This window comes from Nocardiopsis sp. iso_25, assembly GCF_056173305.1.
This window is the reverse complement of record NZ_CM149667.1, coordinates 1,294,041-1,308,144: the sequence shown is the minus strand read 5'-3', so window position 1 is coordinate 1,308,144 and position 14,104 is coordinate 1,294,041. Positions and strand designations below refer to the sequence as shown.

The window sequence follows — 14,104 nt, the reverse complement described above, 5'->3', positions numbered from 1 at the left end:
ACAGATGACCGCTGAGATCACCGCGAAGCCCAAGATCACCGACCGCGAGGACATCGCCAAGCGCCTGCTGCGCGGCTCGGCCAAGGCCTCCTTCGACCCGCTCGTCGAGATCGACTGGGACGCCCCCGTGGACGAGGACATGTGGGCGATCCGCCCCGAGCGCCTGTCGCTGTACGGCACCTACCTGTGGGACCGGCTCACCGAGGAGCAGCGCAAGGAGCTCTCCCGGCTGGAGATCGCCAGCGTCGCCACCATCGGCATCTGGTTCGAGACCATCCTCATGCAGATGCTGGTCCGCCACGCCTACCACCACGACCCCAGCACCAACCACGTCCAGTACGCCTACACCGAGATCGCCGACGAGTGCCGCCACACCGTGATGTTCGCCAAGATGGTGGGCAAGCTCGGCTGGCGGACGCACAAGCTCGACCCCGTCGCCTTCCACCTCGGCAACCTCTTCAAGACCATCGCGCACGGCCCGCTGATCTTCGCCGGGGCGCTGTTCGTCGAGGAGGTCCTCGACCAGCTCCAGCGCGAGGCGGTGCCCGACGAGCAGATCCTGCCGCTGGTGCGCTCGGTCTCGCGCATCCACGTGGTGGAGGAGGCGCGGCACATGCGCTACGCCCGCGAGGAGTTCCAGCGCGACTGGGCCACGCGCGGCCCGCTCAACCGGGCCTACAGCCGGATCATCCTCGGCCTGGTCACCTACTACTCGGCCACCCGGCTGATCAACCCCAAGGTGTACGCGCAGGTCGGACTCGACCCCCGCGAGGCCTCCCGGGTCGCCCGGAACAACCCCCACTGGATCGGTACCAAGACCTGGGCCGCCCGCAAGGTCGTGAGCACCCTGGACACCGCCGGCGCCATCACCGGCCTGGGCCGCTACTTCTGGAAGAGGGCCGGACTGCTCGGCTGACCCCTCCCCGGCTCCGGACGCCTCTCCTGTCGGCGCCCCGCAGCCGGGTCCCCTCGGGGGGAACGGGCCCGCTCCCCGTCCGCCCCCGAACCCGCAGGCCGCGGACTCCGGTCCGGAAGCACCGCGGCCTGCGGGCCCCAGACCCCATCGCCGGAGGACGAGACGCGCCGCGTCCTCCGGCGGTGGACCCGCCTCCCGGGGGGCGAAACGCGCCACGTCCCCGGGAGCCCTCTCCCCGGAGGCGGAACACGCCGCGCCTCACGGGGTGGCAACTCCCCCGGGGGCGAAACGCGCCGCGCCCCCGGGGGACACACCCGCCGATCCGGACGGCGACACGTCCGGGCCGGTCCGCACGAAGGGACCAAGACGTGACCGAAGCACCACCCCACTTCCGGGTGGCCGTCATCGGCTCCGGCTTCGCCGGGATCGGGATGGCCGTCCGCCTCAAGCAGGCCGGTCTGAAGGACTTCGTGGTTCTGGAACGCGCCGGCGGGGTCGGCGGCACCTGGCGCGACAACTCCTACCCGGGCGCCGCCTGCGACGTCCCCTCCCACCTGTACTCGTTCTCCTTCGCGCCCAACCCGCACTGGAGCCGCAGCTTCTCCCCCCAACCCGAGATCCACGACTACATGGAGCGGGTCGCCGGGGAGTACGGGGTGCGGGAGCACGTCCGCACCGACCACGACATGAGGTCCGCGCACTGGGAGCTCGAGGGCAACCGGTGGCGGATCGAGACCAGCCGGGGGACCGTCACCGCCCAGTTCCTCGTCAGCGCGGCGGGACCGCTCGCGGACCCCTCCTATCCCGACATCAAGGGCCTGGACACCTTCGAGGGGACGATGTTCCACTCGGCGGACTGGGACCACGACCACGACCTCACCGGCCGCAGGATCGCGGTGATCGGCACCGGGGCGTCCGCGATCCAGTTCGTGCCCAGGATCCAGCCCCAGGCCGGGAGGCTGACGCTGTTCCAGCGCACGGCCCCGTGGGTGATGTTCCGGCACGACCGCGACATCACCCGGCTGGAGCGCTGGCTGTACCGCAACGTGCCGCTCACCCAGCAGATCGCCCGCAAGAGCATCTACTGGGGCCGGGAGACCTACATCCTCGGTTTCGCCAAGAACCCCAGACTGCTCTCGGTCGTGGAGGGGCTGGGCCGGGCCAACATCCGCCGCAGCGTGAAGGACCCCGGGCTGCGGGCCAAGCTCACGCCGGACTTCCGGGCGGGCTGCAAGCGCATCCTGATGTCCAACGACTACTATCCGGCGCTGGCCCGGCCCAACGTGGACGTGGTCACCGACGGCATCGCGGAGGTGCGCCCCCGCGCCGTGGTCACCCGCGACGCCTCGGGCCGCGAGACCGAGCACGAGGTGGACACGATCATCCTCGGCACCGGGTTCCACGTGAGCGACCCGCCCGTGGCGCGGCGGATCTTCGACGCCGAGGGGCGCTCGCTCTCCGACCACTGGGGCACGGACGTGCAGGCCTTCCGCGGCACCACCGTGGCCGGGTTCCCCAACGCCTTCGTGCTGGCGGGGCCCAACACCGGACTGGGGCACACCTCGCAGCTGTTCATGATCGAGGCCCAGATCCGGTACACGATGCAGGCGCTGAAGTACCTGTGCCGCAACGGTCTGGACCGCATGGACGTGCGCCCGAAGGCCCAGCACGACTACAACGAGATGGTCGCCAGGGCCATGGAGGGCACGGTCTGGGTGACCGGCGGCTGCGACAGCTGGTACCTCAACGACCAGGGTCGCAACACCACGCTGTGGCCGACCTTCACCTGGGAGTTCGCGCTGCGCACGCGCTGGTTCGACCCCCACAACTACGACCTGCGGGTGGACCGCTCCCGCGGCGGCGCCCGGCGGCACGCGGTGCGCGCCGAAGCGGCTCCGGAAGGGAAGCGGTATGAGCGGGTTCGGTGACGGGGAGGAGGAGTACCGGGGCACGGTGACGGTCGTGCTGCCCGTGACCGGCGGCGCGCGGCGGGCGGAGCCGTCGGGGCCGTCGTCCGGCGCGAAGGGTGCGGCAGGTGCCGCAGACGCCGGGGTCGCGGCGGACGAGGGCGTCGCCGTGCGGGTCCAGGCCCACCTGGCGGGCCACTTCTCCCCCCTCACCGGTGACTACCGTTGGCGGGGGCGGCTGTCCCCCAGCCCGGAGGTGACCGAGGCCTTCCGCGAGGGCGTGCGTACGGTCGTGGTGCGCACCCCCGACGGTTTCGAGGGCACCGGGGTTCTGGACGAACCCAACCTGTGGGGCGGCCATCCGGTCAACGGGGCCGGTTCACCGCCCTTCGCCGTGCCCCACGTGGACATCGACGCGTCCGACGACTGAACGCGTCCGCACACGCCCCGGGCCCGCGCCGACCCGGAGCGGCCCCTTCCGGCTCCGGCGCGGCCTTCCCCCGAAGCGAGAGGTATCCCCGATGGCAACCCGACACGTGGGTCAGGTCCGAGAACTCCAGGCGCGCTCCGACGACGGCACACTGCTGCACGTCGAGGTGCGCGGCCCGGAGGACGGGCCGACCGTGGTCCTCGCGCACTGCTGGGCGACCTCGCTCGCCTCGTGGGGGCCGGTGGTGCGCGAACTGGACCCGTCCCTGCGGGTGGTGCTCTACGACCAGCGCGGCCACGGGCGCACCCGGGCGCCGCTGACCAGGGCGGGGTACGGCGCGCGGAAGCTGGCCGAGGACCTGTGCGCGGTCCTGGAGGCGACCGTGCCCGAGGGCGGGAAGGCCGTGGTGGCCGGGCACAGCATGGGCGGGATGACCATCATGTCGGCCGGTGCGCACACGGTGTTCCGGGAGAGGGCCGCCGCGGTGCTGCTCACCAACACCGGGTGCAGGGAACTGCCGATGCGGTCGACCGCGATCCCGCTGCCCGGCCCGCTGGGCGCGCTGGGGGCGCAGCTCTTCCTCAGGGCCCCGGTACCGCTGGGTCCGCGCAACGCCCTCACCACGGCGGTCCTGAAGTCCATGGTGATGGGCAGGAGGGCCGATCCGCGCATGGTGCGGCTGTGCATGAGGATGGTCCACGCGTGCGGTGGTGTGTCCCGGGGCGCGTGGGGACGGGTGATCTGCACGTTGGAGGCGGAGGAGACCGCCCGGCAGATCTCGGTGCCCGCGGTGGTGATGGTGGGGACCGACGACAAGCTGACCCCGCCCTGGCACGCGCACCACATCGCGTCGCTGCTGAAGGACTGCCGGGAGGTGCGGGAGATCCCCGGCGCCGGCCACATGGGACCGCTGGAGTACCCGAAGGCCCTGGCCGAGGCGGTGGACGGGCTCGCCGCCGAGCACCTGGAGCCGCGGACACGGGCCGCCTGACCCCGGCTCCGCACCCACGCGCCCCCGGCTTCCCCGCCGGGGGCGTTGGCGTGCGAAGACCCCGAAGGCGCGGGAACACGCACGCCGGGCCGCGCGGACCGGGGCGGCCCGGGACCCGCGTCCCCGTGTGCGCCGGGCTCATCGCGTGTTCCCGGGCGGCGGACCGGGGAGGTGGCCGCCCGTGGCGTGACCGCCGAAGCGGCTGCCTACCGGGGTTCCGGGGACGGCTCGTCGGTGGCGTTCAGGACGGTCTCGGGTTTGGTGTGCAGAACCTCGCGGGCCTGCTCCGAGGCGCGGATGATGCTCTCGCGGACGAAGTCGACGAAGCGGGCGATGTTCTCCAGGCGCACGGCGGCCGGGGTCCCGGGCCCCAGCACCTGGACGCCCTGACGTGCGGCTTCGACGAGGTGGGCCTCGGCCCGGGCGTTGGCCAGCATCGACTGGTACCAGACGTCGTCGTCGACGACGTAGCGCTCGCGGCGGCGTTCGTCGCGTTCGCGGCGCACCAGGCCCTGGCCCTCCAGGAACGTGATGGCCTTGGAGACCGAGGCCGGGCTGACCTGGAGGCGCTGGACGAGTTCGGCCGCGGTGAGGCTGCCCGTGTCGGTGGTGTAGAGGGAGACCAGGACCCGGGACGTCATCTTGGGCAGGCCCGACTGCATGAAGACGGCGGCGAACGCCTCCTCGTACTCGCGCACGGCCTCGGCGTCGCGTCCGTAGGCCTGCGGGGGCGCCTGTGCCGCACGGGTCGCGGCCTTGGTGCGGCGGCGGGTGCGGTGCTGGGTGGCGCGGTGGGCCAGGTCTGCGCGGTAGCCCGTGGGGCCGCCGTTGCGTGCCACCTCGCGCGTGACGGTCGAGGTCGGGCGGTCCAGGTCCTTGGCGATCCGCGCGTAGGCCAGGCCCCGGGTCAACCCCAGCTCGATCTGTTGGCGTTCGGGCTGGGTGAGCCTGCCTCCGGGCATCGCGGTCTCCTCCAGGGTGCTTGGGTGCGCCCACCCTAGCGTTCACTTTCCATCCATTGCAACGCTCGGGGCACAGCCTGTTGCATTAGATCTAGAACCATTGCAACAATTTCCCAGATATTACCTGTAAATACGGGGATTGCTCGCAGCTTGGCTGTTGCCACAACTATGAATGCAACGTAGCTTTTCCAACATCAGAAACAGCGGGCCGCGCCAGCGCCGCTGCAGGAGAAGGAGAAACACGATGCACACCCTCCCCACCCCCGCCCCCATCACCACCGTCCTGGACATCCCCGCCGCACGCATCCAGCTCATCGCCGCCGACCGCACCGACACCACCGTCCAGATCCAACCCGCCGACCCCGCCAAGAACCGCGACGTCAGGGCCGCCCAGCACACCACCGTCACCTACGACGACGGCATCCTGCACATCCAGGCCCCCACCCCCGAGAACCGGGCCTCCGGCCCCTCCGGCTCCATCGAGATCACCATCCAGCTGCCCACCGGCTCCCACCTCCAGACCAAGGCCGCCAGCGCCGAACTGCGCGGCGTCGGCCGCCTCGGAAACGTCACCGTCGAAGCCGCCCAGGGCCCCGTCAAGCTCGACGAGACCACCAACGCCCACCTCACCGTCCTGGACGGCGACATCACCATCGGCCACCTGAACGGCCCCGCCCGGATCAGCGTCCACAAGGGCGACATCGACATCACCCGGGCCACCCACGGCACCGTCGAACTGCGCACCGAATCCGGCGACATCACCGTCAGCGCCGCCCCCGGCACCTCCGCCGCCCTGAACGCGGGCACCCCCTACGGCCGCATCCACAACGCCCTCAAGAACGACGGAGCCACCACCCTCGACATCCACGCCACCACCTCCTACGGCGACATCACCGCCCGCAGCCTCTGAACAGCCGTGTCCCCCGACCACCTGACGACTCACGGAGATCCACGATGGAAAACGACAACGGCCGCTTCTCCAGGGCGGGACTGCACAGAATGCGCGACGTGCTGGCACGCCACGTCGAGAGCGGGAGGATTCCCGGACTCGTCACCCTGGTCAGCCGGGGCGGTGAGACGCACGTCGAAGCGCTCGGGACGATGCGCCACGACGGCGGCGCGCCGATGCGCCGGGACACGATCTTCCGGATGGCCTCGACGTCCAAGCCGGTCTCGATGGCGGCGGCGATGGTCCTGCTCGACGAGTGCAGGCTGCGGCTGGAGGACCTGGTGGAGCGGTGGCTGCCCGAACTCGCCGACCGACAGGTGCTGAGGCGGATCGACGGCCCGCTGGACGACACCGTGCCGGCGCGGCGGCCGATCACCGTACGGGACGTGCTGACCTCCACGTTCGGGCTCGGCATCGACCGGAGCGCGCTGGGCACCCCGATCATGAACGCCGTCTTCGGGCAGGGGCTCACGCCCGACCTGCCGGAGCCGATGCCCGAGCCGGACGAGTGGATGCGCCGCCTGGGCACGCTTCCGCTGATGCACCAGCCCGGCGAGCAGTGGCAGTACCACATCAGCAACGACCTGCTCGGCGTGCTCGTCTCCAGGGTCACCGGGCAGTCGTTCGAGGCGTTCCTGCGCGAACGCGTCTTCGAGCCCCTGGGCATGAGGGACACCGGTTTCCACGTGCCCGCCGACGGGATGGACAGGCTGCCGCCCCTGTACGCCCCCGACCCGCGGACCGGGGAGTTCCACGTGTGGGACCCGGCTGAGGGGGGAAGGCACAGCCGGCCTCCGGCGTTCCAGGGCGGTGGCGGCGGGCTGGTCTCCACCGTGGACGACTACCACGCCTACTTCCGGATGCTGCTGAACCAGGGGATGCACGGAAGCGAGCGGATCCTGTCCCGGCCCGCCGTCCAGCTGATGACCACCAACCGCCTCACACCCGATCAGCAGGCCGCCCGGAACGCCATGGCCACCGAGAACGTCCACGTGTCGTTCGGCCAGGGACAGCACGGCGGCTGGGGTTTCGGGATGGCGGTGCGGACCTACCGCGGTGACTACGCGCCGGTCGGCCAGTTCGGCTGGGACGGCGGAGCCGGTACCTCGGCCTACGCCGACCCGGAGAACCGGCTCACCGGAATCGTGCTCACCCAGGTTGGGATGTCCGTCCCGGACTCGGCGCGGCTGATCCACGACTTCTGGACCACGCTCTACCAGGCGATCGACGACTGAGGCCGGGGCCGTCGCGGCGACGGCCCCGCCGGTGGGCGGTACACGGCCTCTCCCCGCTGCCCTGCGGGGGGGAGGCCCGTGTCCGGCGGGCGCGCTCACCGGCGGCGGAAGACGTAGCCCGCGTGGTGGAGTACATCGTCGGTGAAACGGCCGTAGGCCCAGAAGCCCAGGTCGTCGCGGTAGACGATGCGGTCCCCCTCGATCCAGAACGACCCCTGGTAGGCGTGGGGGCGTCCGCCGCGCGTCTCGTCGTAGCGGCCGTCGACGGTCGGTTCCTGGTGGATGAAGCCCGTCTCGTCGATCCACATCCCCAGGTACGGACTGTCCGCCGGTGTCCGCGCCGGTCCGGGGAACCGCTCGGTCCGCGGCTCGACCAGGCGTCGGCCGTTGAACAGGGCGAACTCGCCGTCGATGACGACCGCGGCGGCCCGTTCAGGACGCCAGATCACCTGCTCCAACGCGGTGGCCCCGGGGTGGTGCCCCGCGATCACGACGAAGGTCGCCGGGTTTCCGGGGGCCAGCGTGCCGACCCGGTCGGAGGGGCGCCTGCGCAGTCCGGCGACGGTGTCGTTCTCGACCACGCCCGGGACGACGGTCAGCCCCGTGCAGTCCACGACGACCGCGCCGTCGTCCTCGGCGGCCGTGTGCAGGCCGGTGCCGACCCCGGCGATCTCCTTCCCGTCCAGGAGAAGGTCTGCGCCGGTCAGGCCGCCGATCAGCGGGTCGAACGTGTACACGGCGGCGTTGACGAACAGCAGCGGGCGGTGCGGCTCGGCGGCGATGGTCCCCAGCAGGTCCTCGTCGAAGAACTCGGTGCTCATGGCTCACTTCCGAAGGGATGTGTGCGTCTCGGGAACGCTCTCCACCCTCGGTGCTGGAGGGCCGGGTGACCAGGCCGCGTTCCACCGGGGTGCGGCACACCCTGGCTGCACGCCCGCCGAGCTGGCCGCCCCGGTCCGCGGCCACTGCGCGGTCGAGGACTCCGGCCAGCGCATCCGCGGCGTGACGTTCAGCGAGGACGCCTCCACGATCCACACCGGCGGCACTCCCCGCGCGAGTGCCCGGGAAATACTGGAGGAAATGAGAAGCCTCTACCGCGAGGGCGTATCGCAGCAGAGGCTTTCACGAGAGAGCGGCCGCTCACGGACCGGCGCGGCTAGCGCGCGAAGAGCGTCCAGGAGCCGTCACTGGTCTCGCACTTCCACTCGGTGTAGTCCACGTACGGCTCAGCCAGGTACTCCTTGGCCTCGACGACGCATTCGTCCATCGTTCCGGGCGCGCCGCCGACTACGTTCCAATCGTCCTCCGCGGCGGACGCGGTTCCCGCGGTCAGCGGAAGGACGATCGCGGCAGCGCCTGCCACGAAACCGGCGGCGGCAAGAGAGCGCCACGACTTCATAAAACCTCACTCTGCTGCTATACGAAATGACAGCGGCGGTGCAACCGAGAGAAATGCGCCATCGAACAGTGAGAGCCCTCCGTGCCCCGCTTCCCGGTAATTCACAGGACAGCGATCGAGGTCCCCTGAATCGAATCTGCGCCGATCGCTTCGTGCCAAGACCGCCTTCGGCAGGCTAGCTGACGACCTCATCAAGTCGAGATAAAGATATACATGCGTATTTTCCGCATCGGGAGTACTGCTAGGGCGCACGGAAACCGGTCGCATCCCGTCGAAGCACGCTCGGTCGGAGGGAGAAGAGGCCGACATGGGCGGGATTCCCACCGCCATTGAAGCGACGGCCGGATGGAGTAGCAGTCGCATGACTTCGAAGGCAGGAACGGGCGTTCTTTCAGGGATCGGCAGGCTGGTCGTCCTCATAGCGGGTCCGCATGGCTCATTCACGTTCCCGAGGTGGCGGTTTCGGGTCCGGTTCCGAAGGGAGCACGGTGTGTACCATCAGGCGGCCCCGCTGGGGTCGGGACCATCCCCGCGTCCGCCTCTCCCGCCCCCACCAGCTCTTCAGCCACTCACCTCGGCGGAAATCCCTGGCAGGAACACCCCAGAAGCACCGCAGGCGACAGCGCGGGACCCTGGTGACGGCCTTCCACCACTTCCGTCACCAGGACCCCGCCGCCGTGTGCTGGGAAACGGACCGAGTCAGACCGTGTCGCGCAGCAGCGTCGGCACCACGTGCTCCGACACCTCCGAGTGCACCTGGTGCAACCGGGTCTGCACCGCCCGGCGGAGCTTCGTCAGGCACTCGACCAGGGTGATGTCGTCCCCGACCAGCCCTCCCTTGGCCACCACCGGCGTTCCGTCCAGCGGCCCCCCGCTCAGGTGCCCGTGCACCGTCAGCGGAACGATCTCGCCCCCCACGTCGAACGCGTGCACGTCCAGCTCGTCCAGCAGACTCGCCACCAGGTCCCCGCCGGTCAGGTACAGCCCGCTGGGCAGCGCGTGCGCCCCCGTGGTGTCCGCGACCTCGTTGACCACGTCCGACACCAGCCGCGCGATCCGGCCGGGCAGTTCCGCGCGGACCTGGGCGGGCAGCTCGCGCACCCTGTCGGAGGGCGTCACCACCCGCAGCACGCACAGTTCCGGAAAACCCGACGAGGTCAACTGCTCGGACAGCTCCCGCGCGGTCCGCTCGGCGACCTCGTCCGCGCGCTCCCCCACGCTGAACTCCACCGCGTCCAGGTCCACGAACCGCACCGCGCCCGTGCGCGCGACGGTGGCCAGCTGCCGCCGGGTCAGCTCGGTGGTGCTGCCCACCACCCCCAGCAGCGGCCCGCGCGAACCCGCCTGGCCTCTCAACCGCAGCGCGTAGGCCAGCAGCGCCCCCGTGGGCCCGGGATCGGCCGCCAGCCACACGATCCCCGTGTCGTGGTGCGCGGCGGCCGCTGCCTCGGCGATGTCGGTCAGGTGCTGCTCGGTGCTCGCATCGCACACGACCACGGGCTCGTCACCGGCGAGCAGTTCGGCGGTGAGCATCGTCTGGGTTACCTGCCGCACGGGCACGTGGCGCACCGGAAGGTCGGTCTGGGCGGCGAGGATGTCGGCGACGGAACTGGTGGTCATCGGGCACAGCGGGTCCTCGGCCAGCTCGGTGCGCTCCAGCGGCAACCCGTTGAGAAACTGCAGCCCGTCCTCGGTGATGCGCCCCGAACTCGGGAAGGCCGGAACGAACAGCACCCGCACCCGCGTTCCGGCGGGCACGCGCTCGCGCACGGCGTCGTAGGTGGCCTCCAGCTCGGCACCGATGTTACCGCGCAGCGTGGAGTCGGTCCGCTTGACCACCAGCCCCACCGGCCACACGGCCTCGACCACGTCCGTGACCAGGTCGGCGGCGTGCTCGGGAGGGACATGGCGACTGTCCAGGTTGGCCACGACCACGTCGTAGTCCCCCACGACCCGGCTCACGTGCTCGGGAGTCACCGTGGCCACACGCATCCCGGTACGGGCGAACCGGGCACCGGTGGCGTTGGCACCGGTGAGTTCGTCGGCGACCACGAGGACCTGGGCCACGGCGCGTCTCCTTCGGCGTTCGGCGAAACCCCGGGGCGAACTGGGGTGAGTCCTTCCAACATAGGCCCATGCGGGCGGTCCGGGGAGCGCTCGGGCCTCCCAGAACGCCAGGAGGCCCGAGCACGGAGGCGCCCCGGGCCTCCCCGGGGAGTCGGGAATCAGACGTCGACCACCGACCGCGTCCGGGCGCTGCGCCGGGCCGCCTCGATGACCTCCAGTCCGTGGATCACCTCGTGCGGATCCACCGGCAGGGGCTCGCCCTCGCCGACCGCGTCGCGCACCCCGGCGTAGAACTCCGGGTAGGCGCCGCGCGCGCTGGGCACCGGCCGGGTGTGGCCGTCCACCCCGAGCACGCCCCAGTCCACCTCGGGGACCACGCCCCAGTCGGCGGCGTCGGCCCGCTCCCCCGCCGTCAGCCGGGCCTCCTGGCCGTCCATGCCGTGGCTGGTGAAGGCCCCCTCGTCCCCCAGCACCCGGAAGCGCGGCCCGCCCTGGGCGGTGAGCGCGCTCATCCACAGGTGGGAACGCGTGCCCCGGGCGTGGTCGAGGGCCAGGAAGACGTCGTCGTCGGCGTTGACGCCCTCGCGCCGGGCGTCGATCTCGGCGTAGACAGAGGAGACGGGGCCGAACAGGTTGACCGCCTGGTCGATCAGGTGCGGGCCCAGGTCGTAGAGCAGTCCGGCCCCGGCCTCGACCCCGCCGCTCTCGCGCCAGGTGCCCTTGACCTGGGGACGCCAGCGCTCGAACCGCGACTCGAACCGGTGCACGCGGCCCAGACTCCCCTCCTCGATGAGGCCCCACAGGGTGAGGAAGTCGGCGTCCCAGCGGCGGTTCTGGTACACGGTGAGCACCCGGCCCAGCTTGTCCGCGAGGTCGGCGAGCTCCCTGGCCTGGAGAGCGGTGAGCGCGAAGGGCTTGTCCACCACCACCGCCAGGCCCGCCTCCAGGGCGGCCTGGGCGAGCGGGGCGTGGGTGTCGTTGGGCGTGGTGACGACCGCGATCTCGTAACGCTCGGCGTCGGCCCACAGTTCGGCGACGTTCGGGTACACGGTGACGCCGGGGTAGCGCGCCTCGGCGGCCCGGCGGCGGTCCGGGTTGCCCGTGACCACCGCGGACAGGCGCAGTCCCGGAACCGCGTCGATCAGCGGCGCGTGGAAGACCTCGCCGCCCTTGCCGTAACCGATGAGGGCGACGTGCAGTTCGGGGCCGTCGTGTTCGGGTGTGCTCTGTGCCTCGGATGCGTCAGCCATGCCACCAATCTAGAGCGTGGCGCCCCAGCCCGCTGGTGACGGGCGGCACGTGCCGTCGCCTCGCGGTATCCGGGCGCCGTCAGCGCTCGGGGGCGGACACCGTGAGGCCGCCGGGCAGTGCGTCGAAGGCCCGGCGGTACCGGGCGAGCAGGTCGGGGACCGTGGGGGTCCCCGGCGCGGCGGCCCAGCCTTCCAGCGCGTGCCGGGCCGCGGAGGCGGCCATGTCCAGGGCGAGCCGCGAGCGCGGGTCGCCGTGGTCGCCGACCCCCAGCACGGCCAGGGCCCGGACCGTGGTGCGCTCGCAGAACTGGAGGTTGTGGGCGCTGATCGCCGGGGTGTTCCCGGCCAGGCCGAGGCTGAGCCGGGCAGCGTGCGTCCACTCCGGGTCGGCCACGTGTTCCGCGGCTTCGAGGATCGCGTCGCGGGCCGTCTCCACCAGGGGACGGCCGTCGGGTCCCCTCTCCTCCAGCACCCGCAGGAACTCCTCCCACAGGTCCTGCAACGGAGCCGCGGCCAGTTCCTCCTTGCTCGCGAAGTAGCGGAAGAAGGTGCGCTTGGAGACCTCCGCCGCCGCGCAGACCTCGTCCAGCGTGACCTGGTCGTACCCCGCCCGGGTGAAACGCTCCAGCGCGGTGTCGACCAGGGACCGGCGGGTGCGGCGCTTCTTGCGCTCGCGCAGGGACTCCTCGGAGGAGGGGGCGTTGGGACGGATGCTGGCCATGGCCGCAGTGTACCGAGACGGACCGCCACTCGACGCCCATAGCTCCTTGGTTACTTTAGCCCCTTGGGAGCTTTGGCCTCTTGACGCCTAACGCCCCTGAGTGCCATATTCTGATCCCGTCCACCCCGTCCCGTGAAGGAGCCCTGACATGCGCGCCCTGGTCGTCGACCCCACCGCACCCCGCCACCTGCGCCTCGGAGAGGCCCCCGAACCGGTTGCGGCCCCGCACCAGGCACTGGTCCGCGTCACGGCCGCTTCGCTCAACTTCGGCGAGGTGGACACCGTCTCCCGCCTGCCCGACGGGACCGTGCCGGGGTGGGACGCCGCGGGATTCGTGGAACGCCCCGCCGCCGACGGATCCGGCCCCGCCGTCGGAACCGCGGTGGTCACCCTGGGTATGGCGGGGGGCTGGGCCGAACTGCGCGCCGTCGACACGGCCTTCCTGGGGGCCGCCCCGGAGGGCGCGGACCACGGAGCCCTCAGCACCGTCCCGGTGGCGGCCACCAGTGCTCTGCGCGCCCTGCGCGAAGTGGGGTTCCTCCTCGGCAGAAGGGTCCTGGTCACCGGGGCCACCGGTGGCGTGGGACGGTACGCGGTCCAACTCGCCCGCATGGGCGGCGCGCACGTGACCGCCTGCACCGGCCAACCCCGGACCCACGGCGCCGAGCTGCGCGGCCTGGGCGCCCACGAGGTGGTGTCGGAACCCGGGGAACCCGACTACCTGTTCGACGGGGTCGTGGACTGTGTCGGAGGCCCTCAGCTGGTCGCGGCCTTCGACAGGCTGGACACCGGGGGAACCCTGGTGGCCGTCGGACACGTGACCGGGCGGCCCGAGCACTTCCCACTCGACGCGTTCCTCGTGGACGACGGGCGGCACGGCCGCTCCATCACCACTTTCCACCTCCAGGACGGCGTGGCTCCGGCCGGGGACCTGGGTTGGCTGGCCGGTCGGGTCGCCTCCGGGGACCTCGATCCGGGGATCTCCTGGCGGGGTTCGTGGGACCGGGCCGACGAGGCCGTGGCCGCCCTCCTCGAACGCCGCCTGCGGGGCAAGGCCGTTCTGGAGCTCACCGCCGGGTGAGGGCGCACCGCGTGCCGCCGCCCGTGTCCGGCGCACACGGCGACCGCCGGGCGCTCTCCCCGATGACCTCGGCGGTAGGCGTCAGGAGGGCGAGCCTCCGGCGGCCCGGCCCGGCCGATGCGCGGTGGGCCCAGTGGACTCAGTGGACACAGTGCGCGCGGTGGACACAGCGGGCGCGGTAGGCGCAGTGGGCGCC

12 protein-coding genes are annotated in these 14,104 nt (G+C 71.7%); 7 read left to right on the top strand and 5 right to left on the bottom strand.

Going from position 1 to position 14,104, the window contains the following annotated elements; all coding sequences use genetic code 11:
* The first annotated feature begins 4 nt into the window (after nt 1–4).
* The 4 genes from AC0VX6_RS05935 to AC0VX6_RS05920 all read left to right on the top strand — a co-directional run bounded on the left by AC0VX6_RS05935 (nt 5) and on the right by AC0VX6_RS05920 (nt 4,244).
* Complete coding sequence (locus tag AC0VX6_RS05935) at nt 5–916, top strand: AurF N-oxygenase family protein (RefSeq protein WP_274976538.1); 912 nt, start codon at nt 5–7, stop codon at nt 914–916.
* A 368-nt stretch (nt 917–1,284) separates the two neighbouring features.
* The gene (locus AC0VX6_RS05930) at nt 1,285–2,844 is read left to right on the top strand and encodes a flavin-containing monooxygenase (RefSeq protein WP_475467641.1); all 1,560 of its coding nucleotides are present in this window, start codon (nt 1,285–1,287) and stop codon (nt 2,842–2,844) included.
* Nucleotides 2,828–3,253, top strand: a complete 426-nt coding sequence (locus tag AC0VX6_RS05925) for a DUF4873 domain-containing protein (protein WP_274976536.1) — start codon at nt 2,828–2,830, stop codon at nt 3,251–3,253. The genes AC0VX6_RS05930 and AC0VX6_RS05925 overlap by 17 nt, the downstream gene beginning before the upstream one ends.
* Before the next feature lie 91 nt (nt 3,254–3,344).
* On the top strand, nt 3,345–4,244 hold the full coding sequence (locus AC0VX6_RS05920) for an alpha/beta fold hydrolase (RefSeq protein ID WP_274976535.1): 900 nt from the start codon (nt 3,345–3,347) through the stop codon (nt 4,242–4,244).
* A 206-nt stretch (nt 4,245–4,450) separates the two neighbouring features.
* On the opposite strand, the gene AC0VX6_RS05915 is transcribed toward AC0VX6_RS05920, so the two are convergent.
* Nucleotides 4,451–5,206 (bottom strand): GbsR/MarR family transcriptional regulator, encoded by a 756-nt coding sequence (locus tag AC0VX6_RS05915; protein WP_475467639.1) that lies wholly within the window; start codon nt 5,204–5,206, stop codon nt 4,451–4,453.
* A 244-nt stretch (nt 5,207–5,450) separates the two neighbouring features.
* Between AC0VX6_RS05915 and AC0VX6_RS05910 the strand changes: the two genes are divergently transcribed.
* A complete protein-coding gene (locus AC0VX6_RS05910) occupies nt 5,451–6,116 on the top strand; it encodes a DUF4097 family beta strand repeat-containing protein (protein WP_475467637.1) in 666 nt (221 codons plus the stop codon).
* 44 nt (nt 6,117–6,160) lie between these two features.
* Nucleotides 6,161–7,390 carry a serine hydrolase domain-containing protein gene (locus AC0VX6_RS05905; protein WP_475467636.1) on the top strand — a complete coding sequence of 410 codons (1,230 nt, stop codon included), beginning with the start codon at nt 6,161–6,163 and terminating at the stop codon, nt 7,388–7,390.
* Between the two features lie 95 nt (nt 7,391–7,485).
* Here the strand turns inward: AC0VX6_RS05905 and AC0VX6_RS05900 are convergent, their stop codons facing one another.
* The 4 genes from AC0VX6_RS05900 to AC0VX6_RS05885 all read right to left on the bottom strand — a co-directional run bounded on the left by AC0VX6_RS05900 (nt 7,486) and on the right by AC0VX6_RS05885 (nt 12,827).
* Nucleotides 7,486–8,211 carry an Atu4866 domain-containing protein gene (locus AC0VX6_RS05900; protein ID WP_475467634.1) on the bottom strand — a complete coding sequence of 242 codons (726 nt, stop codon included), beginning with the start codon at nt 8,209–8,211 and terminating at the stop codon, nt 7,486–7,488.
* Between the two features lie 1,277 nt (nt 8,212–9,488).
* Nucleotides 9,489–10,856 carry a four-carbon acid sugar kinase family protein gene (locus AC0VX6_RS05895; RefSeq protein WP_274976530.1) on the bottom strand — a complete coding sequence of 456 codons (1,368 nt, stop codon included), beginning with the start codon at nt 10,854–10,856 and terminating at the stop codon, nt 9,489–9,491.
* 158 nt (nt 10,857–11,014) lie between these two features.
* Nucleotides 11,015–12,106: a Gfo/Idh/MocA family oxidoreductase gene (locus AC0VX6_RS05890; protein WP_475467632.1), complete on the bottom strand. Its 1,092-nt coding sequence runs from the start codon at nt 12,104–12,106 to the stop codon at nt 11,015–11,017.
* A gap of 79 nt (nt 12,107–12,185) precedes the next feature.
* A complete protein-coding gene (locus tag AC0VX6_RS05885) occupies nt 12,186–12,827 on the bottom strand; it encodes a TetR/AcrR family transcriptional regulator (RefSeq protein WP_274976528.1) in 642 nt (213 codons plus the stop codon).
* 148 nt (nt 12,828–12,975) lie between these two features.
* On the opposite strand from AC0VX6_RS05885, the gene AC0VX6_RS05880 reads away from it, so the two are divergent.
* Complete coding sequence (locus AC0VX6_RS05880; protein WP_475467629.1) at nt 12,976–13,908, top strand: zinc-binding dehydrogenase; 933 nt, start codon at nt 12,976–12,978, stop codon at nt 13,906–13,908.
* The last annotated feature ends 196 nt before the right edge of the window (nt 13,909–14,104 follow it).